23 protein-coding genes are annotated in these 22,105 nt (G+C 46.1%); 22 read left to right on the top strand and 1 reads right to left on the bottom strand.

Features of this window, described 5'->3' with window-relative positions; genetic code table 11:
• From R7H07_RS09160 to fliJ, 15 genes are all read left to right on the top strand, one after another.
• On the top strand, positions 1-930 hold a 930-nt coding region (locus R7H07_RS09160; RefSeq protein ID WP_206960004.1), incomplete at its 5' end, for a flagellin.
• Between the two features lie 288 nt (positions 931-1,218).
• A complete protein-coding gene (locus R7H07_RS09155) occupies positions 1,219-2,349 on the top strand; it encodes a flagellin (protein ID WP_005380449.1) in 1,131 nt (376 codons plus the stop codon).
• A gap of 92 nt (positions 2,350-2,441) precedes the next feature.
• Positions 2,442-2,876 (top strand): flagellar protein FlaG, encoded by a 435-nt coding sequence (flaG, locus tag R7H07_RS09150; RefSeq protein ID WP_005384493.1) that lies wholly within the window; start codon positions 2,442-2,444, stop codon positions 2,874-2,876.
• A gap of 21 nt (positions 2,877-2,897) precedes the next feature.
• Complete coding sequence (gene fliD / locus R7H07_RS09145; protein ID WP_053306694.1) at positions 2,898-4,892, top strand: flagellar filament capping protein FliD; 1,995 nt, start codon at positions 2,898-2,900, stop codon at positions 4,890-4,892.
• A gap of 3 nt (positions 4,893-4,895) precedes the next feature.
• Positions 4,896-5,201, top strand: coding sequence for a flagellar protein FliT (locus tag R7H07_RS09140; protein ID WP_206960006.1), 306 nt, complete (start codon positions 4,896-4,898; stop codon positions 5,199-5,201).
• A gap of 12 nt (positions 5,202-5,213) precedes the next feature.
• Positions 5,214-5,624 carry a flagellar export chaperone FliS gene (gene fliS / locus R7H07_RS09135; RefSeq protein ID WP_005380457.1) on the top strand — a complete coding sequence of 137 codons (411 nt, stop codon included), beginning with the start codon at positions 5,214-5,216 and terminating at the stop codon, positions 5,622-5,624.
• 287 nt (positions 5,625-5,911) lie between these two features.
• The gene (locus R7H07_RS09130; protein WP_005384490.1) at positions 5,912-7,378 is read left to right on the top strand and encodes a sigma-54 dependent transcriptional regulator; all 1,467 of its coding nucleotides are present in this window, start codon (positions 5,912-5,914) and stop codon (positions 7,376-7,378) included.
• Between the two features lie 199 nt (positions 7,379-7,577).
• A complete protein-coding gene (locus R7H07_RS09125; protein ID WP_005380459.1) occupies positions 7,578-8,609 on the top strand; it encodes a sensor histidine kinase in 1,032 nt (343 codons plus the stop codon).
• 36 nt (positions 8,610-8,645) lie between these two features.
• Positions 8,646-10,055, top strand: a complete 1,410-nt coding sequence (locus R7H07_RS09120; RefSeq protein ID WP_005394318.1) for a sigma-54-dependent transcriptional regulator — start codon at positions 8,646-8,648, stop codon at positions 10,053-10,055.
• 122 nt (positions 10,056-10,177) lie between these two features.
• Positions 10,178-10,489, top strand: a complete 312-nt coding sequence (fliE, locus tag R7H07_RS09115) for a flagellar hook-basal body complex protein FliE (protein ID WP_005384482.1) — start codon at positions 10,178-10,180, stop codon at positions 10,487-10,489.
• Between the two features lie 14 nt (positions 10,490-10,503).
• Positions 10,504-12,246 (top strand): flagellar basal-body MS-ring/collar protein FliF, encoded by a 1,743-nt coding sequence (gene fliF / locus R7H07_RS09110; RefSeq protein ID WP_005380462.1) that lies wholly within the window; start codon positions 10,504-10,506, stop codon positions 12,244-12,246.
• Positions 12,239-13,294 carry a flagellar motor switch protein FliG gene (gene fliG / locus R7H07_RS09105; protein WP_005380470.1) on the top strand — a complete coding sequence of 352 codons (1,056 nt, stop codon included), beginning with the start codon at positions 12,239-12,241 and terminating at the stop codon, positions 13,292-13,294. Before fliF ends, fliG begins: the two co-directional genes overlap by 8 nt.
• Positions 13,295-13,365: 71 nt before the next feature.
• Positions 13,366-14,166, top strand: coding sequence for a flagellar assembly protein FliH (fliH, locus tag R7H07_RS09100; RefSeq protein ID WP_005380472.1), 801 nt, complete (start codon positions 13,366-13,368; stop codon positions 14,164-14,166).
• Between the two features lie 3 nt (positions 14,167-14,169).
• Positions 14,170-15,489, top strand: coding sequence for a flagellar protein export ATPase FliI (gene fliI / locus R7H07_RS09095; protein WP_206960008.1), 1,320 nt, complete (start codon positions 14,170-14,172; stop codon positions 15,487-15,489).
• A gap of 6 nt (positions 15,490-15,495) precedes the next feature.
• The gene (gene fliJ / locus R7H07_RS09090) at positions 15,496-15,939 is read left to right on the top strand and encodes a flagellar export protein FliJ (protein WP_005380474.1); all 444 of its coding nucleotides are present in this window, start codon (positions 15,496-15,498) and stop codon (positions 15,937-15,939) included.
• A gap of 40 nt (positions 15,940-15,979) precedes the next feature.
• On the opposite strand, the gene R7H07_RS09085 is transcribed toward fliJ, so the two are convergent.
• Positions 15,980-16,294 (bottom strand): NIPSNAP family protein, encoded by a 315-nt coding sequence (locus tag R7H07_RS09085; RefSeq protein WP_033907108.1) that lies wholly within the window; start codon positions 16,292-16,294, stop codon positions 15,980-15,982.
• 280 nt (positions 16,295-16,574) lie between these two features.
• Between R7H07_RS09085 and R7H07_RS09080 the strand changes: the two genes are divergently transcribed.
• The 7 genes from R7H07_RS09080 (at position 16,575) to fliQ (ending at position 22,105) form a co-directional block, all read left to right on the top strand.
• Positions 16,575-18,428, top strand: coding sequence for a flagellar hook-length control protein FliK (locus tag R7H07_RS09080; protein ID WP_033907109.1), 1,854 nt, complete (start codon positions 16,575-16,577; stop codon positions 18,426-18,428).
• An 85-nt stretch (positions 18,429-18,513) separates the two neighbouring features.
• A complete protein-coding gene (gene fliL / locus R7H07_RS09075) occupies positions 18,514-19,017 on the top strand; it encodes a flagellar basal body-associated protein FliL (RefSeq protein ID WP_005380477.1) in 504 nt (167 codons plus the stop codon).
• Positions 19,018-19,024: 7 nt separating this feature from the next.
• Positions 19,025-20,071, top strand: a complete 1,047-nt coding sequence (gene fliM, locus R7H07_RS09070) for a flagellar motor switch protein FliM (protein ID WP_005380478.1) — start codon at positions 19,025-19,027, stop codon at positions 20,069-20,071.
• Positions 20,072-20,129: 58 nt separating this feature from the next.
• Entirely contained in the window at positions 20,130-20,540 is a 411-nt protein-coding gene (gene fliN, locus R7H07_RS09065) for a flagellar motor switch protein FliN (RefSeq protein ID WP_065274748.1), read from the top strand.
• Position 20,541: 1 nt separating this feature from the next.
• Entirely contained in the window at positions 20,542-20,955 is a 414-nt protein-coding gene (gene fliO / locus R7H07_RS09060) for a flagellar biosynthetic protein FliO (protein ID WP_005380480.1), read from the top strand.
• Entirely contained in the window at positions 20,942-21,811 is an 870-nt protein-coding gene (gene fliP, locus R7H07_RS09055; protein ID WP_053306691.1) for a flagellar type III secretion system pore protein FliP, read from the top strand. The genes fliO and fliP overlap by 14 nt, the downstream gene beginning before the upstream one ends.
• Positions 21,812-21,835: 24 nt before the next feature.
• The gene (gene fliQ / locus R7H07_RS09050) at positions 21,836-22,105 is read left to right on the top strand and encodes a flagellar biosynthesis protein FliQ (protein ID WP_005380488.1); all 270 of its coding nucleotides are present in this window, start codon (positions 21,836-21,838) and stop codon (positions 22,103-22,105) included.

Genomic DNA, 22,105 nt, shown 5'->3' with positions numbered 1-22,105 from the left:
AACGACGGTATCTCGATTGCACAAACTGCTGAAGGTGCAATGAACGAGACCACTAACATTCTTCAACGTATGCGTGACTTGTCTCTGCAATCAGCAAACGGTTCAAACTCGAAAGCAGAGCGCGTTGCGATTCAAGAAGAAGTGACCGCGCTAAACGACGAACTAAACCGTATCGCAGAAACCACTTCTTTCGGTGGTAACAAGCTACTAAACGGCACCCACGGCGCGAAATCGTTCCAAATCGGTGCAGATAACGGTGAAGCAGTGATGCTTGAGCTAAAAGACATGCGTTCAGACAACAAAATGATGGGCGGTGTGAGCTACCAAGCTGAAAGTGGTAAAGGTAAAGACTGGAACGTTGCTGAAGGTAAGAACGACCTAAAAATCAACCTAACGGACAGCTACGGCCAAGAGCAAGAAATCAACATCAGCGCAAAAGCGGGTGACGATATCGAAGAGCTTGCGACTTACATTAACGGTCAAACTGACCTAGTGAAAGCCTCAGTAGACCAAGACGGTAAACTGCAAATCTTTGCTGGCAACAACAAAGTCGAAGGTGAAGTCGAGTTTTCAGGCGGCCTATCTGGTGAGCTAGGTTTGGGCGAAGGTAAAAAAGTAACGGTAGATACTATCGACGTAACCTCAGTTGGTGGCGCACAAGAATCTGTTGCTATCATCGATGCAGCACTGAAATACGTAGACAGCCACCGCGCAGAGCTGGGTGCATTCCAGAACCGTTTCAACCACGCAATCAGCAATTTGGACAACATTAACGAGAACGTGAATGCGTCGAAGAGCCGTATCAAAGATACTGACTTCGCGAAAGAAACGACGGCAATGACCAAGTCACAAATTCTATCGCAAGCGTCAAGCTCAATCCTTGCGCAAGCGAAACAAGCGCCAAACTCAGCGCTAAGTCTGCTAGGTTAATTTCAAACCTAAGACGAGAACCTCATTGGCTCGTGGTGAGAGATGAGCGAGTAAACCCAGCTTCGGCTGGGTTTTTTTCTGTCTTTTGGGGCCCCAGGATTTCTGCGAATCACGACATTAGAGCTTCATCACATTTCAGTAAGCCAAAGAAAATAATCGCAAAAAATTGAAAATTTCTTCTAAAGGATATTCATCGGTCGCCGTTAAAGGGACTGAGAGAAATGAGATGTACCTAAGTGAGGTGAGAGACACGACGGTACATTCACTAAAGCCTTAAGGAGATCAATTATGGCGATTAACGTTAATACTAACGTTTCTGCGATGACTGCACAGCGTTACCTAAACCAGGCAGCTGACGGTCAACAAAAATCTATGGAGCGTTTGTCTTCGGGTTATAAAATCAATAGCGCGAAAGACGATGCTGCAGGTCTACAGATTTCAAACCGTTTGAATGCACAAAGCCGTGGCCTAGATATGGCAGTGAAAAACGCAAACGACGGTATTTCTATTGCACAGGTTGCTGAAGGTGCAATGAATGAATCTACCAACATCCTACAACGTATGCGTGATCTTTCGCTTCAATCGGCGAACGGCTCTAACTCAAAAGCAGAACGTGTAGCGATCCAAGAAGAAGTAACAGCGCTAAACGACGAGCTAAACCGTATTGCTGAAACTACCTCTTTCGGTGGTAACAAGCTTCTAAACGGTACTTACGGTACTCAATCTTTCCAAATCGGTGCGGACTCAGGTGAAGCCGTGATGCTTTCTATGGGTAACCTACGCTCAGACACTTCAGCAATGGGTGGTAAGAGCTACGCAGCAGAAGAGGGTAAAGACGCATCTTGGACTGTTGGTGAGAAAACAGAGTTCAAAATGAGCTACACCAACAAGCAGGGTGAAGAGAAAGAGCTATCAATCAGCGCTAAGCAAGGCGATGATATTGAGCAGCTAGCGACATACATCAACGGTCAAAACGATGATGTAAAAGCCTCTGTTGGCGAAGATGGCAAACTACAAGTATTTGCTTCTTCTCAAAAAGTTGAAGGTGATGTTGAGTTTTCTGGCAACCTAGCAGACGAGATCGGCTTTGGTGGCCCGAAAGACGTAACAGTGAAAGACATCGACGTAACCACAGTAGCTGGCTCTCAAGAAGCAGTAGCGGTTATCGACGGTGCTCTTAAGTCCGTAGACAGCCAACGAGCTTCACTCGGTGCTTTCCAAAACCGCTTCAACCACGCAATCAGCAACCTAGACAACATTAACGAGAACGTTAACGCGTCTAAAAGCCGTATTAAAGATACTGATTACGCGAAGGAAACCACTGCGATGACTAAGTCGCAAATTCTTCAGCAAGCAAGTACTTCAATCCTGGCTCAAGCGAAGCAGTCTCCATCTGCAGCGCTAAGCTTGTTGGGCTAAGTGGTAAACCCAGCCTGAGGTCAACACCTTAGTGCTGGGGCACCAAAGCGATAGATTCTATCGTTAGCCCATAAGGTGGAAGGGAGATTGTAATGGATATATCCTCCTACGCATCGAACATCCAGCCTTACGGCACGCCAAATGGCACAAAGTTTGCAAATAAAAATGGCAATGATATAGGCACGTCTAGCCCAGCAAATTCAAATGGTGAGATTTCGCCGCAAAAAGCGAAAAACACCGAATACGATTTCTCTGTTCAAGCTGCGATCGAGATGGCTGAAAGCCGTCAAGAACTGAACAAAGAAGAACGTGAAAAATTGGTCGCACAAATGAATGAATTTGTAACGTCCATAAACAAAGGAGTCGCATTTCGAGTGGATGAAGAATCCGGACGAGATGTGGTGACGATTTATGAAGCCAATACCGGTGACGTGATTCGTCAAATTCCTGATGAAGAAATGCTAGTGGTATTGCGTCGCCTAGCTGAGCACACAGCCAACAGCGGGTTGTTGACTGAAAAAGTGTAAGTCGTTTTTAGAGGTGATTTGATGAGTTTAGGCCCTTTGGGGATGTCTGGCGGCATGGATATTAATTCCATGGTCAGCAAAATTGTGGATGCCGAACGCGTACCAAAGCAGCAACGCATCGACAACGAACGCACGACAATTAATGCCAGTATCAGTGCTTACGGACGACTCAGAGAATCATTGGATACGATGAAAAATCTCATGGCGAACTTTCGCCAGGAGAAAGCATTTGCCGTTCGCACTGTCGAAACGACCGATGACAATATCGTATCTGCCACGGCAACCACAGATGCTATCGCTGGCAAATATGCTATCGATGTGTTGCAGCTTGCTCAGAGCCATAAAGTCGCTTCTGACGTATTGCCAGAAGACGCAAAATTTGGCCCTGGTAAGCTGCAGATTTCGCTTGGTGATGAGCGTTTTAATATCGATGTTCGTTCCCGATCTAAGCTCATCGATGTCGTACGTGGCATCAATGGCGCTAAAGATAACCCTGGCGTTCGTGCATCTCTTATTAACGACGTCGAAGGTCCACGCCTTATCCTTGCTTCTAACCTCTCTGGTAAGGATCATCAAATCAGAGTCAGTGTGGAGGCAGAAAAAGGCAACCCTCTTAAATATTTCGAATACCAAACACTTGAAGACCGCGTCAACGCGCTTGAAGAAGCTCGTTCAGCGGCGGAAGATGTCTTAGGTCCTCTTAAATTTCCGGAACAACCAGCAGAAGAGCTGGATGTAAACGGCAATCCTCTACCTCCAGAAGAGCAAAAAGCGGCAGACGATGTACAAGATGATGCATCGCAGGCGCCAATCTCTGCGGCGGGTGCAGAAGCAGCCAAAGCTGGTCAAGAAGCCATTGATGAAGCCAACCGACGCGCGAGCTTACGCCCTGAAGACAGAATTCCAGGGTGGACAGAAACTGCGTCAGGTACTTTGTTGGACTCTTATGAAGAACCAGAGCTCGAACTCGACGAAAAGGCAATAGAGAAGGCACCAGATGTACCAGGCTGGAATAATGCCGCATCGGGCACCCTAACCGATTCTTACGTTACGACGAAAGAGGCTAAGCAGCTTCTTGAGCAAGAAAAAGCGGAAATCGAGCAAAAAATTGCGAGTGAAAAGCAAGCGTTAGACGAAAAAGTGGCACGTGGTGAACTTTCCGAAGCGCAAGCTAAGCAAATTCATCGCGCTAAACTTGATCCTCAAGAACGTGAGCGTCTGGAAAAAATTGATGAAGCAGAAGCGAAAATCGCAAAGGCACAATCTGCTTTTGAAGAATACCTTGGGATGACAGAAGTACAAGCAGGGCAAGATTCAGAAGTTCTGCTTGATGGCGTGGCAAAGCTATCTAGCCACAACAATGTGATTGAAGATGCGATCGAAGGTGTTGATTTAACACTAAAAGGCAAATCAGAACCGAATAAACCGCCTGCTGAAATTGGTGTCGAGTACGACCGTCAAAGTGTACGCAACGATATCGAAAACTTTGTGGCAGCGTATAACTCGTTTTATCAAACCTCCCAAGCGTTGGCGAGTGTGGATCCGGTAACTGGTCAAAAAGGGCCGTTGTCAGGTGACAGCACCGTACGCAGTGCAGATTCACGATTAAAATCGGTCTTTTCTACTCGAATCGATAAAGCACCTGAAAACCTAAAGTCCTTAACAGAATTTGGCATTACGACCACACGTCAAGGCACCCTAGAAATCAACTATGACATGCTAGACCGCCAGTTGAACAATAACTTCAACGAGTTAGAAAAGTTCTTCGGTGGCAACACAGGTTTTGCTAAACGAGTAGAAGATGCGATTCACGGTATCACAGGTATTACAGGCAGTATTCGTACTCGAGAAAAAAGTCTCACAGAACAAAACTACCGTTTGAGTGACGATCAAGCGGCATTAGATCGCCGCATGGAAAGCCTAGAGAAGCGTACTCATGCGAAGTTTACCGCGATGCAAGATGCGACCGGTAAAATGCAGGGCCAGTTAGGCGCTTTGATGAGTGCGTTGGGTTAATAAATGCAAAAAGAACTCATGGAAATTAGTGATATAGATCAACTAATTACGCAAGAATTAGAAAAAATTGATTTTAATGCTGAAGAAATTCTTCGCTTGGCCGATATCAGGGAACGGTTATTGCAAAACCTGTTACCAATTATTCATCAAAATCCTTTGGTTAAGCAGGATGCAGAGTGGCAAGCATTGCTAACTCGTACCAAAAGAATTGTCGAGCTGATGCAATCGGAAACGTCAAAGGTCGGAAAAGAGCTCCATAAGTTTCGTTATGGCCAGCGTTCACTTCAGCAGTACAAAAAATTTATTTAAAAGAGGATTACTATGCGCGGTTCTTTGCAAGCATACAAAAAGGTATCAGTCGACAGCCAGCTTAGCGCGGCTTCTCCGCACAAAGTCATTCAAATGCTTATGGCTGGTGCGATTGAGCGCCTTATTCAAGGTAAAGCAGCCATGCAAGCAGGCAATATTCCAGCAAAAGGTGAGCGCTTGGGTAAAGCGTTAGACATCATTATCGCGCTACGCAGCTGTCTATCTATGGATGACGGTGGTGATATTGCTTCAAACTTAGATTCACTGTATGAGTTTATGATCACGCAAATTTCTGCTGCTAACCATCAAAATGAGCCTCAGCTGATCGACGACGTTATCGACATTATCCGTGAGATCAAGTCCGCTTGGGACCAAATCCCAACAGAGTTTCATAATCTTACCGCTGCTGAAGTTGGTATTTAATAGTCAAAACAATGCGTTAAGATACTAGACGAATATATTTGTCAATTGCGCAACGAGTTGTGTAGCAAAGTTTCTATCAAGCTCACACCTCTCCATTGCTTGGTTGCCTTATTTTTATATTCAAATAAAATAGAAGCCATTAGTAGCCCTAATGGCTTTTTTGTTGCTGATTTTCCTATTTTGTCTATCGTAAATTGAGTGTGGTGGTTCTGCCTTCTTTAGCACCCAATTGCGCAAATCAAGGTTTGGCCGCAACGCACCTAAAATAAAGGCAATCATTCTTACTTATGCATGGTTTGGCAAAGCTGCTTGTAATTGATGATGACGCATCAAGTCGTTTAAATTTAAGCAATATATTGGAATTTGTTGGAGAAAATTGCGAAGCGGTCAGTTCTGATCAGCTCAGCGATGTTGATTGGTCTAGCGTATGGTCGTGCTGTATTGTTGGTAATATTCCAGCAGGTCAAGCGGCGAGTACGGTTATCTCTCATTTAAACAGCGCTTACCACATCCCTCTTCTAGTCATGGGCCGTTTTCCTTTGCCTGTTGATGATCTTCCAAATTTTGTTGGTGAACTAGAGCTGCCGCTTAATTACCCACAGCTTAGTGAAGCGTTACGCCACTGCAAAGATTTTCTGGGGCGAAAAGGAGTGAATGTTGTTGCTAGTGCACGCAAAAACACGCTTTTTCGCAGCTTAGTTGGTCAAAGTAGAGGTATTCAAGAAGTTCGACACCTGATCGAGCAAGTATCAAACACGGAAGCAAACGTGTTGATCTTAGGTGAGTCCGGTACAGGTAAAGAAGTTGTTGCGCGTAACATCCACTATCACTCTTCATACCGCGATGGCGCATTTGTACCTATTAACTGTGGTGCAATACCGCCTGAGCTCCTAGAAAGCGAATTATTTGGTCACGAAAAAGGCGCGTTTACTGGTGCGTTAACTGCCCGTAAAGGTCGATTTGAGCTCGCAGACGGTGGCACGATCTTTCTTGATGAGATTGGCGATATGCCAATGTCGATGCAAGTAAAGTTGCTTCGTGTATTGCAAGAACGCTGCTTTGAACGTGTAGGTGGCAATAGTACCATCAAGGTAAATGTTCGAGTTGTGGCGGCGACACACCGTAATCTAGAAAATATGATTGAAGAAGGCACGTTCCGAGAAGACTTGTTCTATCGTCTGAACGTGTTTCCGATTGAGATGCCAGCGCTGAAAGAGCGCAAACAAGATATACCATTGCTGCTGCAAGAACTGATGACACGTTTAGAGGCGGAGGGCGGACAACCTATCTGTTTTACACCTCGTGCAATCAACTCACTGATGGAGCATAACTGGCCGGGCAACGTACGCGAGTTGGCTAATCTTGTTGAGCGAATGATTATTCTGTATCCAAATAGCTTAGTGGATGTAAACCATCTACCAACCAAATATCGCTACAGTGACATCCCAGAGTTCCAACCAGAGAGCAATCCATTTGTTTCGGTGGAAGAGCAAGAGCGTGATGTATTCCAAGATATCTTCTCTGAAGATTTTAGCTTTGAAGATCAAGACGACCTTGATCACAGCATGAACGCCCCGCAAGCGCTGCCACCGGAAGGGGTTAATTTGAAAGAGCTGCTGGCTGATTTAGAAGTTAATATGATCAGCCAAGCATTAGAAGCGCAGGGTGGCGTTGTAGCAAGAGCGGCCGACATGCTGGGTATGCGACGTACTACGCTGGTGGAAAAAATGCGTAAGTACAACTTACAGCGCTAGGTAAAGTGAAGTTTTAAGACGATATCTGAATTATCACTTGTGCTAGTTAACATCGTTTTTCTGGCATCCAAAACCGTTATCTCTGAGTGTCAACTTATTGTCGATAGCTTAACGTCCTGATAAATATAAAAAATAGCTTGGTACGCTAATTGCTTACCAAGCTATTTTAGTTTTAGCGGCGATATTTCGACAGGCAGTAATGGATAACAACACCAATCAATCCCATTTAGATTCCGTAGAGAATCAGGTTGAGCGCTACAAACAGGTGCTCGATGTGATGCCTGCTGGAGTGATTTTGCTCGATACGTACGGAGTAGTGCGTGAAGCAAATCCAGAAGCGCACCGAATTCTTGAGATTCCACTGGTTAACGAAAAATGGTTCAACGTTATCCAGGCGGTGTTTGACCCACGTGAAGATGATGGCCACGAAGTTTCATTACGTAATGGCCGTAAAGTTCGACTCGCCATCTCGGCGTCCACAACAGGTCAATTGATCCTGATTACCGATTTAACCGAAACCCGTTTACTTCAAGCTCGTGTCAGTGATTTACAGCGCTTATCGTCGTTAGGACGTATGGTTGCGTCGCTTGCTCACCAAGTAAGAACGCCGCTGTCGAGCGCTATGTTATATGCATCCAATTTGGGAGCGCCAAATCTTCCTCCAGCGACAAAAGATCGCTTCCAAACCAAATTAATGGATCGACTGCACGATTTGGAAAAGCAGGTTAATGATATGCTGCTTTTTGCTAAAGGTGGTGATAATAAAGTCATTAAGCCATTTACGATTGCCCAGTTGGTAGCGGAATATCAGCCGATGGTCGAAACCGCGCTAAAAAACAACAGTATTGATTACTGCCTAGAAGTGGAAGAAGAACAAACTGAGCTACTAGGCAATGCGAACGCCATTGCATCTGCATTAAGTAATCTGGTCATGAATGCGATTCAAATGTCTGGTAAAGAATCGCAAGTCGATATTTTTTTCCGCCCGGTAAATGGTGAGTTACGCATTTCTGTGCAAGACAGCGGACCGGGTGTGCCCGAAGAGCTGCAAGCCAAAATCATGGAGCCATTTTTTACCACACGTTCTCAAGGAACTGGATTAGGGTTGGCAGTTGTTCAAATGGTTTGCCGTGCCCATGACGGTCGATTGGAACTTATTTCAGAGCAGGGTGATGGAGCCTGCTTCACCATGTGCATTCCGCTAGAGCGAGTGCAAACAGAAGCGCAATAAGCGGCTTTTGGTAATAACAATTTCTGGAGAATCATAATGGCGCAAAGCAAAGTGCTGATCGTAGAAGACGATGAAGGTCTTCGTGAAGCCCTAGTCGATACTCTGGCTCTGGCAGGGTATGAGTGGTTGGAAGCGGACTGTGCTGAAGATGCACTGTTAAAGCTGAAATCGAATACAGTTGATATCGTCGTTTCTGATGTGCAAATGGCGGGTATGGGTGGCTTAGCTCTGCTCAAAAGCATCAAGCAGAATTGGCCTAACTTACCAGTATTGCTAATGACGGCGTACGCCAACATTGAAGATGCCGTGTCTGCAATGAAAGATGGCGCAATTGACTACATGGCGAAACCATTTGCACCAGAAGTGTTGCTAAATATGGTCAGTCGTTATGCACCGATAAAAAGTGATGACAACGGTGACGCTATCGTTGCTGATGAGAAAAGTCTACGTTTACTCGCGTTGGCCGATAAAGTGGCACGTACAGATGCGAATGTTATGGTGCTAGGTCCTAGTGGCTCAGGTAAAGAAGTGATGTCGCGTTATATTCACAACGCGTCAAATCGTAAAAATGGTCCTTTTGTCGCAATTAACTGTGCCGCGATTCCTGACAATATGCTCGAAGCAACACTGTTTGGCTATGAAAAGGGCGCATTTACTGGTGCTGTTCAGGCATGCCCAGGAAAGTTTGAACAAGCGCAAGGTGGCACAATCTTGCTTGATGAAATCAGCGAAATGGACCTGAACCTGCAAGCGAAGTTGTTGCGTGTTTTGCAAGAGCGAGAAGTAGAGCGCCTAGGCAGTCGCAAAAGCATCAAGTTAGATGTTCGTGTGTTAGCGACGAGTAACCGTGATCTTAAGCAATACGTGTCAGAAGGAAACTTCAGAGAGGACTTATATTACCGCCTGAATGTATTCCCAATTGCGTGGCCTGCACTTAAAGAACGTAAAGGCGATATTGCACCGCTTGCCAAGCATCTTGCTGAGCGTCATTGCAGCAAAATGGGCATGCCAGTGCCTCAATTCTCGACCGTTGCGTTAGAAAAACTATTGCAATACCCTTGGCCGGGTAATGTTCGTGAATTGGATAACGTGGTTCAACGAGCGCTGATATTAAGTGAAAATGGCGACATCGATGCAGAGCACATTTTGCTTGAGGGCGTAGATTGGCAAGATGCCAATAGCTTGCAACACGTGGTGCAAAACGCAGATATGGTCGTGCCCAATGTTAAGCCAGTTGCTCAAGCTGAGAGTGTCAGCCGCCCAGTAACTGGTGGAGAAGGCTTAGGCAGCGAGCTGCGCGATCAAGAATACGCCATTATTTTGGAGACTTTGGTTGAGTGTAATGGTCGACGCAAAGAAATGGCGGAGAAACTGGGTATAAGCCCTCGAACCTTGCGCTATAAGCTTGCCAAAATGCGTGATGCTGGTATAGATATCCCGAATTAACACAGACAACGGCCATAAGACAAAAAGTGTAAGTAAATTGATTGCCAATGTCTAATGGCACGTTAATTGCTGTGTCAATAATCAGTTTTGTTAATAGTCAATCTTTTGGCTTAGAGGTGCTAATGAAAATTGATGGTATTCAGGCAGAAATGCGCGCCATGATGGTAGAAGCAACCAATACGGCTCCTACTGCAAGTGGGGCGAAAGTTGGAGCGGATTTTAACGATCTCCTAACTAAAGCCATCAATAACGTGAACACACTTCAAAAAGCATCTGGTGATTTACAAACCCGTTTTGATCGTGGTGATGCCGATGTATCCCTTTCTGACGTTATGATCGCTCGTAACAAGTCTAGTGTCGCTTTTGATGCGACGGTTCAAATTCGCAATAAACTCGTTGAGGCATATAAAGACCTCATGAACATGCCAGTGTAATTTAGGTAATAAGTGTGGCAGACAAGTCTACAGATTTAACCGTCACTGAAGGCGGCTCAGATGGTGCACTGGTAGCAAGTTCCGATGTGGATGTGGAAAGTCAAAATCCAGATCTAGAGGAGCGCAGTGCGTCAAAATTCGATATGGCAGTGGGCGACCTCGATTTACTTCGTCAGGTTGTGCTTGTGCTGTCGATATCCATCTGTGTTGCATTGATCGTGATGCTGTTCTTTTGGGTCAAAGAACCGGAGATGCGCCCACTTGGTGCGTATGAGACCGAAGAATTGATCCCCGTTCTGGATTATCTGGACCAGCAGAAAATCAATTATAAGCTTGATGGCAATACTGTTTCTGTTGAATCGAGTGAGTACAACTCGATCAAACTTGGCATGGTTCGTTCCGGCGTTAACCAAGCTACAGAAGCAGGCGATGATATTTTGCTGCAAGACATGGGCTTTGGTGTTTCACAACGTCTTGAGCAAGAGCGTCTGAAACTCAGTCGAGAGCGCCAATTAGCTCAAGCAATTGAAGAGATGAAGCAAGTTCGCAAAGCACGAGTGTTATTGGCACTGCCAAAGCACAGCGTGTTTGTGCGTCATAACCAAGAAGCGTCTGCGTCGGTATTTTTGACATTGTCGACAGGCACTAACCTTAAGCAGCAAGAAGTGGATTCTATTGTCGACATGGTAGCGAGTGCCGTGCCGGGAATGAAAACTTCTCGAATTACCGTCACAGATCAGCATGGCCGCTTACTCAGCTCAGGCTCCCAAGATCCTGCTTCTGCGGCGCGACGCAAAGAACAAGAATTAGAACGCAGCCAAGAGCAAGCGCTGCGCGAAAAAATTGATTCCGTACTATTACCCATTTTAGGTTATGGCAACTATACGGCGCAGGTTGATATCCAAATGGATTTCAGTGCGGTTGAACAAACTCGCAAACGTTTTGATCCAAACACCCCTGCGACCCGCAGTGAGTACGCACTCGAAGATTACAATAACGGTAACATGGTAGCGGGTATTCCGGGTGCGTTGAGTAATCAGCCTCCAGCGGATGCCTCTATTCCGCAAGATGTGGCTCAAATGAAAGATGGTTCTGTCATGGGGCAGGGGTCAGTTCGTAAAGAGTCCACGCGTAACTTTGAGCTAGATACCACCATCAGCCACGAGCGAAAGCAGACCGGGACGGTGGCTCGTCAGACCGTTTCTGTTGCGATTAAAGACCGTCGTCAAGTTAACCCTGATACGGGTGAAGTGACTTATACCCCAATGTCCGAATCTGAAATCAATGCCATTCGCCAAGTATTAATTGGTACCGTTGGCTTTGATCAAGGCCGTGGCGATTTGCTGAATGTATTGAGTGTAAAGTTTGCTGAACCAGAGGCTGAGCAGCTAGAAGAACCACCAATTTGGGAGCACCCTAACTTCAGTGATTGGGTTCGTTGGTTCGCAAGTGCATTAGTGATTATTGTGGTTGTGTTGGTTCTGGTTCGCCCAGCAATGAAGAAATTGCTTAACCCTACCAGCGATGATGAAGACGAAATGTACGGACCAGACGGCTTGCCGATTGGTGCGGATGGTGAAACTAGCTTGATTGGCAGTGACATCGAAAGCAGCGAACTGTTCGAGTTTGGCTCAAGTATTGATTTGCCAAACCTTCATAAAGATGAAGATGTATTGAAAGCGGTTCGCGCTCTGGTTGCGAATGAACCTGAACTGGCTGCTCAAGTAGTGAAAAACTGGATGAATGACAATGGCTAACGATATCGTACCTCAAGATGACAACGCCGCGGGAATGCCAGTAGAGCTGGATGTTTCAACCATTACTGGCGAAGAAAAAGCGGCAATTTTGCTACTGAGCCTTAATGAACAAGATGCAGCTGGCATTATCCGTCACCTAGAACCAAAACAGGTTCAGCGTGTTGGTAGTGCGATGGCTCGCGCGAAGGATCTCAGCCAAGACAAGGTATCTGCTGTTCATCGTGCGTTTTTGGAGGATATCCAGAAATACACCAACATTGGTATGGGCAGCGAAGACTTTATGCGTAATGCACTGGTTGCCGCTCTTGGTGAAGACAAAGCCAACAACTTAGTTGACCAGATCCTACTTGGTACGGGCTCAAAAGGTTTGGATTCTTTGAAATGGATGGACCCACGCCAAGTGGCGAGCATTATTGTCAATGAACACCCACAGATTCAAACTATCGTACTGTCTTATTTAGAAGCAGACCAATCTGCAGAGATTTTGTCTCAGTTCCCTGAGCGCGTGCGTTTGGATCTGATGATGCGTATTGCCAACCTTGAAGAAGTTCAGCCATCAGCATTGGCAGAGCTGAACGAAATCATGGAGAAACAGTTCGCGGGTCAAGCGGGTGCACAAGCAGCCAAAATTGGCGGCCTGAAAGCAGCAGCGGAGATCATGAACTACCTAGACAACAACGTTGAAGGTTTGTTGATGGAACAAATTCGCGATCAGGACGAAGACATGGCGACGCAAATCCAAGACCTAATGTTTGTCTTCGAAAACTTAGTCGAAGTGGACGACCAAGGTATTCAGAAGTTGCTGCGTGACGTACCACAAGACGTGTTGCAAAAAGCACTCAAAGGTGCAGATGACTCGTTACGTGAGAAAGTCTTCAAGAACATGTCTAAACGTGCTGCTGATATGATGCGTGATGATATAGAAGCGATGCCGCCAGTACGAGTGGCAGATGTAGAAGCCGCTCAGAAAGAAATCTTAGCAATTGCCCGTCGAATGGCGGATGCTGGTGAGCTCATGTTGTCTGGCGGTGCTGACGAATTCTTATAATTTCTATTGCTTCGCAATTATCCTATTGCGGAGCACCCTCACTTCTTAATCGAACACACAATAGGTAACCCATGGCTGGCGATAGAAAACGTGGATTTATCCGTCCTGATGAAGATGATTCGATGATCGAACCTCAACGTTGGGGGCTGCCTGATTATGGCGAGCCTAAAGCCAAACAAGCAAAACAAACCGCGTTCAACTATGACCCGGGATGGGTGCCGAATTTTGATGAGCCTGAAGAAGAGCAGCCACTTGCGCTAACCGAAGAGCAAATTGAACTGATTAAGCAAGGTGCTTATCAAGAAGGCTTACATCAAGGTCAGGAAGCTGGCTTTAAGCAAGGTTACGACAAAGGTAAAGAAGAAGGGTTGCAAGCCGGCCATGCTGAAGGTCTCGAGCTCGGAAAAGCTGAAGGGGTAACTGCAGGGCAAGAATACATTCAGCAGCAAGTTGAAACTTTTATGAACTTGGCCAATCAGTTTGCTCAACCTTTGGAGTTGATGAATGCTCAGGTTGAAAAGCAGCTGGTGGATATGGTGCTCTGCTTAGTCAAAGAAGTGGTGCACGTTGAAGTACAAACCAACCCTCAAATTATTTTAGATACAGTGAAGCAGTCGGTCGAGGCGCTACCAATATCAGGCCACCCTATTACCTTGCACCTGAATCCAGAAGATGTCGCTATTATTCGTTCAGCTTATGGTGAAGAAGACCTTGATTGTCGCAACTGGACGTTAGTTGCTGAGCCATCGCTCAATCGAGGTGACGTCCAGATTGAAGCCGGTGAATCAAGCATTAATTATCGCATGGAAGAACGCGTCAAAAGCGTATTGCACAGCTTTTGTGGCGCAAACCGTCATCAAGAGGGCGAGTAATCCATGCAAGCACTCTCTGACCGCTTAAAAAGCTACAAAGTTGAAGGCATTACGACGCGTCCTGTCGCCTCTGGCAAACTGGTGCGTGTGGTTGGGTTAACGTTGGAAGCGACCGGCTGTCGCGCACCAATTGGCAGTTTATGCTTAGTGGAAACCATGTCAGGTCAGATGGAAGCCGAGGTTGTCGGCTTTTCAGGTGACAACCTATTTTTAATGCCAAGCGAACAAATTACGGGCATTTTACCTGGCGCGAGAGTCACCCCTTTAACCAGTGACGCTGGTTTGCCTGTCGGCATGGAGTTACTTGGGCGCGTGATAGACGGGGTTGGGAATCCACTTGATGGACTTGGCCCTTTGTATACCGATCACCGTGCCTCTTTTAATGCCGAACCAATCAACCCGTTGGCTCGAAAGCCAATTTCTGAACCGCTCGATGTTGGCCTAAAAGCCATCAATGGTTTGTTGACGGTTGGTAAAGGTCAGCGTATCGGTCTGTTTGCAGGTTCTGGTGTGGGTAAATCGGTCACGCTTGGCATGATGACGCGAGGCACCACCGCACAGGTTGTGGTCGTCGGCCTGATAGGTGAGCGTGGACGTGAAGTTAAAGAGTTCATCGAAGAGATCTTGGGTGAGGACGGTCGTCGCCGCTCAGTGGTGGTCGCGGCGCCTGCCGATGCTTCACCTCTAATGCGCTTAAAGGGGTGCCAAACGGCATTAACGATTGCTGAATACTTCCGGGACCAAGGGTTAGATGTTCTGCTATTGATGGACTCGTTGACTCGTTTTGCACAAGCACAGCGTGAAATCGCACTTTCTGTTGGTGAGCCGCCAGCGACGAAAGGCTACCCGCCTTCTGTATTTGCCAAGCTGCCAGCGCTGGTTGAGCGAGCGGGTAATGGAAGTGCCGAACAAGGCTCGATTACGGCGTTCTTTACCGTGTTGACCGAAGGGGATGATTTGCAAGATCCGATAGCGGACGCATCGCGAGCCATTCTTGATGGCCATATTGTACTTTCTCGTGAAATGGCGGATGCAGGCCATTATCCGGCGATTGATGTCGAGAAGTCGGTGAGCCGTGTTATGCCGCAAATCACGACCGAAGAGCACGTTCTGATGTCAAAAGCGGTGCGACAGATCTTGTCTATTTGTCGCAAGAATCAAGATTTGGTCTCGATTGGAGCGTACAAACCGGGTACCGATCCTGCTATTGATGGCGCATTTACTTTGAAACCGAAGTTAGACGAATACTTGCAGCAGAGCATGAAAGAATCGGTGCCATACGATATGTGCGTCAATATGCTTAGAAACATTTTGGGCGGGTGATAGCGCGTGAATAATGCGATGGAGTTTCTACTTGAGCAAACTAAGGATCGTGAAGACCAAGCTGTGCTTGCACTGAACAAAGCGCGTTCTGAACTCGAAGATTATTACCGTCAGGTTGAACAAATTGAAAAGTATCGGCTTGATTATTGCCAGCAACTCGTCGACCGTGGTCAGGCGGGCCTAACGGCAAGTCAATATGGACACCTAAATCGATTCCTTACCCAGCTAGATGAAACTTTATCTAAGCAAAAGCAAGCAGAAAGTCATTTCAAAGAGCAGGTTGAAAACTGTAAAGAATATTGGTTAACCGTGCGTAAAGAACGCAAATCCTATGAGTGGATGATAGACAAACGCGAAAAAGAGAAACAACTTGCTGAAGCTAAGCGCGAACAAAAGCAAATGGACGAGTTTTCCACCTTACTTTACAGTCGAAAACCACATCGTTTCTAAAGGTTATCGGTTCGATGTTGCATTACGGTGTTGCAGTTGACTACATCTCTACCGTTTCAAGTAAGGTAACTTTGATTGAGTCTTGTTCAATTAGCTCAAATACCTTCGGTCGAATCTCGCGAACCCACCACTCGTTGTATGTTTTTTCGTAGAGAGCCTGGCGTGCTTGTTCATTGTCGAACTCTCGAAGCCAAACAAAATAGTCATGTCCATCATCACCAGTGTGGACGTAAGTATTCAGTACACGCATGCCTTGTGAGCGTTGATAGGGCAACAGTTCTTCCTTCATCCAACTTAGCCACTGTTCTGTTTTGCCTGCTCTGATTCTATATTGGCGTAATTCTGTGATCTTCAAAGTGATTCCTTAATTGTTAAGCCAAGTGTCTGTTTACGCTTATCGTTTTTCAAAGTCAATCAAGTAGCTGTACATCATGTTAGGAACCAGGTTATCGGATAGTATTGTTGATGTTTGTTCCATAAACATGCCATCTATTAGCTTGCCGAGAATTGGCCCAATATTGTGGTGTGATTTTTGCATTTTAGCTGTCAGTGTCGGGTCTTTTTGACCTTAGTTTGCCGCCAGTATTGCTGCCTGCCAGCGATATACTCAGAGCCACGAGAACGAGAGTTTCTAAATGAGTGTGAATTTGTCCCATGTATCTGCGACTACCAAGACGCCAGTTTCTGATGTGTCCGCTAAAGCGTCCGCAGAGAGCACTGAGAGCAAGGGATTTTTAGAAACGTTAACCGATGCGTTTGCTGGTAAACAAAAGCCCGAAAAAGTAGCAACAGAATCGACAGTGGTTGAAGAAAAAGAAAGAGCGGATGTAGGCAGTACTTCTTCTGCTAACGTCTCGGACGAATTGTTGGCGCAAGAAAGCCAAGAATCCGTCAGTGACGAGACCCATGGTTTTGATGAAATATCAGCAAACAAACCGAATGCAACCTTAAGTGAAGAAGCAAGTTTACAAAAGGCGAGTAACAGCACACCTTTGGAGAATGATGTTGAAGCTATTGAAAAAGTGAAATCAACATCAATCGATACGAGCAACCCATCAAATACAGTGGACGTAAAAAGCACGATGGGCGAAGGACAACAGCTTCTTGGTCGAATTGAACAAGCGAATCAAACCCTGAATGCGAGTAATGCATCCATCGATAGTGGCAAAGTTTTGCCTCAGAGCGCGAATTTAGTGCATTCGTTCCACGAGCAAGCAACCGTTTCGACACACCTTGATGAGCTGGCTTTGAATGAAACGCCATCAGTTCATTCGCTTGAACAAGCACAGATGATCCCAGGACAAGACTTAGAGCCAATTTTAGATAAGAATGGTCAACCTATCGATGTCGACAAACTTTCGCCTGAGTTTGCTGCTTGGCAAGAGCTAGCGAAACAAGCCAGCCATCCGACGGATAAGAGCGCAGTCAGTGGTGAAGTAGCTAATGATCTGTCGCCGTTGTTAACAGACGTTGATGGTTCCAACATCGACGCGCTTCCACGAGTCTCCTTGGATGAGCTTGAAGTTATAGATACTAAGTTGGCGCAAGGAAAACCACTGACTCAGCAAGAAGCTCAGATCATTGAAGGGTTGAAACAAGGAAGGATCACGGCGGATATTCCTGATCAAGACCTTGCCCAATTTGTTGCGCTCCCTAATGACATTAAACAGATTCTCGCAGAGCAACAAGTACAACATAATTTAACTCGCCAGGCTGGACCTATGGCAGTGTCTCAGCAAATCCAGCATACAGCGGCTCAAGTACCCCAGCCACAAACTGCTCATAGTGGAGATAAAGTCGCATTATCTCCAACGCCTGATACGTTGATAGCCGCGCAAGTGCCGACGTCGCTTCAAGGTGTGAAAGACGGAGAGATTAGCCAGAAAGTGATGAACGCAGCATTGGCGACTGGTGCGCTAAAGGCGACTGCTGATAAACAAGATAAGCCGGACCTCCAACACGGTTTCGCTGGACAGCTTCAGGCTATGGCAGGTCAGCAAGGAATTAATGTACAGCAACAAGCGCGTATTGATGCTGCACAACAAGCTCAGCTTCCGTTGCAACTAACTAAAGAGCTAGCCAACGAGCAAGTTGCGGAAAAAGTGCAAATGATGATGTCGAAGAATCTGAAAAATCTCGATATTCGTCTTGATCCACCAGAGTTAGGTCGTATGCAAATTCGTATGACCATGAATAACGACGTTGCCAATGTACATTTTACAGTGAACAACCCGCAAGCTCGTGACATTATTGAACAGACGCTCCCTCGTTTGAGAGAAATGCTAGCGCAACAAGGTATGCAGCTGGCTGATTCTTCCGTCCAGCAACAAAACAGCGGGCAACAGCAAGGTAGGTATACTGCTGAACAACATGGTCAAAGCGCGCAAAGTGGCGGTTTTTCTGGACAGTCCGAAGAGGGTTTTGAATCTGATGTCAACCTGGATTTGAATGTCGCTTCAAAGCGTGATGGAATTAGTTTTTACGCATAAAAGGCCGTTTAACGGCAATGGCATACGGTTACCAAGCAACTCACTAAAACGTCTTGGTAACTCAAAAGAACAATAAGAGACAAGAATGGCAGAAGAACAGTTACAAGGGGCCGATGCGCCGAAAGGAAAAAGCAAGTTACTTATCATCATCATCGCTGTTGTAGTATTACTACTTGGTGGCGGGGCAGCGGCATTTTTTCTAATGGGCTCTGATGAACCTGCTCAGGCTGAATCGTCTCAACAGGCTCAAGTGAAGGCATCGGATGCTGCGCCCATCGCGTATGTGAATCTTCCTCAGGCATTTGTATTTAACGTTACTGGGGATAGCCGCGATAGGTTGGTTCAAATTAAAGCGCAGTTAATGGTTCGCGGTGCAGAAAATGAAGAGTTGGCGCGGTATCATTCGCCACTGATTGAAAGCTCTATGCTATCAACGTTTGCTTCCGCGACGGTTGATCAATTGCGCTCTCCTACAGGACGAGTGGAATTGCGCGATCGTGCTTCCGAAGATATCAAAGCAGCGCTGAATGCTGCGGTCGGTAAGCCAGTGATTGAAAAAGTACTGTTTACAGATTTTGTTATTCAATAGGTAAAACGTGACCGATCTATTAAGCCAAGACGAAATTGATGCGCTATTGCATGGGGTTGACGATGTTGATGACGTCGATGAACCGATAGAAAACGACACTGAGGGTGCCGTCAATTTTGATTTCTCGTCGCAAGACAGAATCGTACGTGGTCGAATGCCGACGCTCGAACTTATCAACGAGCGCTTTGCACGGCACATGCGTATTAGTCTGTTTAATATGCTGCGTAAAACGGCAGAGGTGTCGATCAATGGCGTGCAGATGATGAAGTTTGGTGAATACCAGAACACATTGTACGTGCCAACCAGTTTGAACATGGTGCGTTTTCGTCCGTTAAAAGGCACTGCGTTGATCACCATGGAGGCTCGTTTAGTCTTTATTCTGGTAGAAAACTTCTTTGGCGGTGATGGTCGATTCCACGCCAAAATCGAAGGCCGCGAATTTACCCCAACGGAACGCCGCATCATTCAGTTGTTACTGAAAATTGTATTTGAAGATTATAAAGAAGCGTGGTCGCCAGTGATGGGGGTAGAGTTCGAATATCTCGACTCTGAAGTAAACCCAAGTATGGCAAACATTGTCAGCCCGACAGAAGTGATTGTCGTGAGTTCCTTCCATATAGAAGTTGACGGCGGTGGCGGCGATTTTCATGTCGTTATGCCTTACTCCATGGTTGAGCCTATCCGTGAACTATTGGATGCAGGTGTTCAGTCCGACAAGATGGAAACGGACGTTCGCTGGAGCTCAGCACTACGTGAAGAGATCATGGATTGTCCGGTTAACTTCCGCGTGAACTTGCTCGAAAAAGACATTTCTTTGCGTGATCTCATGGAGCTGCAACCGGGCGATATCATCCCGATTGAAATGCCAGAACATGCGACGATGTTTGTGGAAGACCTACCGACCTATCGCGTAAAAATGGGTCGATCGGAAGACAAATTAGCGGTGCAAATTTCTGAGGAAATTGAGCGCCCACATGTCGTCAAAACAGATTTAGCTTTCTTAGGTAAAGACATCATGTCCGAGCTTGAGAGTGAAGACGATATAGACCATTAAGATACCTTATTAAACAGACATGCTATGGCATGAGTTAGGCGTAACACAGGATAGAAAAATGGAACCAAGTGACGATCAAAAGCTAGCAGACGAATGGGCAGCCGCTCTTGGCGAAGACCCGTCTGCCCATTCTGTAGACGTAGATGAAGTATTGGCTGCGCCACTGGAAGAGCTAAAAGACACTTCAAGCCCAATTAGCGAAGATGAGCGTCGTAAACTCGACACTATTATGGATATCCCGGTGACGATTTCGATGGAAGTCGGTCGTTCTCAAATTAGCATTCGGAACCTGTTGCAGCTTAACCAAGGTTCGGTTGTTGAGTTGGATCGTCTAGCCGGTGAGTCGCTCGACGTATTGGTTAACGGTACTTTGATTGCTCACGGCGAAGTCGTGGTCGTCAACGATAAGTTTGGTATCCGTTTGACGGATGTGATCAGCCAAACTGAACGAATTAAGAAGCTGCGTTAAGATGAGTCGTTCAATCAAAATGCGATTGAAGCAAATCACTGGAGCACTGAGCTTAATGCTAAGTGCTCCTTATGCATTTGCTGCCGCACCAAATAATCTGGATCTTGCGACGACACTTGGCTCGCTTGTGCTTGTAATCGGCGTGATTCTTTTGCTGGCTTGGTTGCTGAAACGTATGCAAGTGCCAGCGATGGGACAACAAAAGGGCTTGCGTATAGTGAGTCAGTTGCCAGTGGGTACAAAAGAAAGAATCGCAGTAGTTCAAGTGGGTGAAGAACAGTTTTTGGTTGGGATTACTAGCCAATCGATCCAAACTTTAGCCAAGTTAGATAAGCCACTGAAAGAGGAAGAGTTGGCGACCAATGCTTTTGCGACTCAATTTAGCCAGCTGATCAAAAAACATGACAAAGGGTAATCCAATTCGTTTGCTCCTGAGTACGTTGTTACTTTTTGTCGGCGTGCTGTTTTCTTCATTTACCTTTGCTGAAGCAGAGGAGTCAGCGCTGCCAGATAACTTAACCGATGGAAGTGGTGTTACAGTTCAGGCTATGCAAAGTGATACTGGTGCTAGCCGTGCTATGTCCGTTTCTAGTGGCGGTGGTATTCCAGCATTCACCATGACCACGAACCCTGATGGCAGTGAAGACTACTCGGTTACACTACAAATTTTAGCGTTAATGACCATGCTTGGCTTCTTGCCTGCCATGGTGATTCTGATGACCTCGTTCACTCGAATTGTAGTGGTGATGTCGATATTGCGTCAGGCAATGGGTTTGCAACAAACGCCTTCTAATCAGGTCATTATTGGTATTGCGCTGTTTTTGACCTTTTTTGTTATGTCTCCTGTCCTGAACGAAATCAACGACAAAGCTGTTCAGCCTTATTTGAACGAGCAAGTTACGGCGCGAGAAGCGTTTGATGCTGCACAAGCGCCAATGAAAGCATTTATGCTTAAACAGACCCGAATCAAAGATTTGGAGACGTTTGTAACCATGTCAGGAGAGCAAGTCGAGAATCCAGAAGATGTGTCGATGGCGGTGTTGATTCCGGCTTTTATCACCTCAGAGCTAAAAACTGCATTCCAAATTGGCTTTATGCTCTTCTTGCCGTTTTTGATTATTGACCTTGTAGTCGCTTCGGTACTGATGGCAATGGGTATGATGATGTTGTCACCAATGATTGTTTCGTTGCCGTTCAAGTTGATGTTGTTCGTATTGGTCGATGGTTGGAACTTGATACTCTCGACACTTGCGGGCAGCTTTGCCCTTTAGATAAGCGCAGATAGAGGATAAGACATGACACCAGAAATGTTTGTCGAGCTTTTCCGTGAAGCACTTTGGATGGTGCTTATCATGGTCTGCGCTATTATCATCCCAAGCTTGCTTATCGGCCTTGTAGTCGCGATTTTTCAAGCTGCGACATCCATCAACGAACAAACATTGAGCTTCTTACCGCGTTTGATTGTCACGCTTTTGGCCCTGATGCTGTTTGGGCATTGGATGACGCAAATGTTGATGGAATATTTCTATGGCTTGATTGAACGCTTACCTCAGGTGCTTTATTAG

Source organism: Vibrio sp. Vb1127 (genome assembly GCF_033338735.1).
Classification (GTDB): domain Bacteria; phylum Pseudomonadota; class Gammaproteobacteria; order Enterobacterales; family Vibrionaceae; genus Vibrio; species Vibrio alginolyticus.
This window is presented reverse-complemented; position numbering and strand designations above follow the sequence as displayed.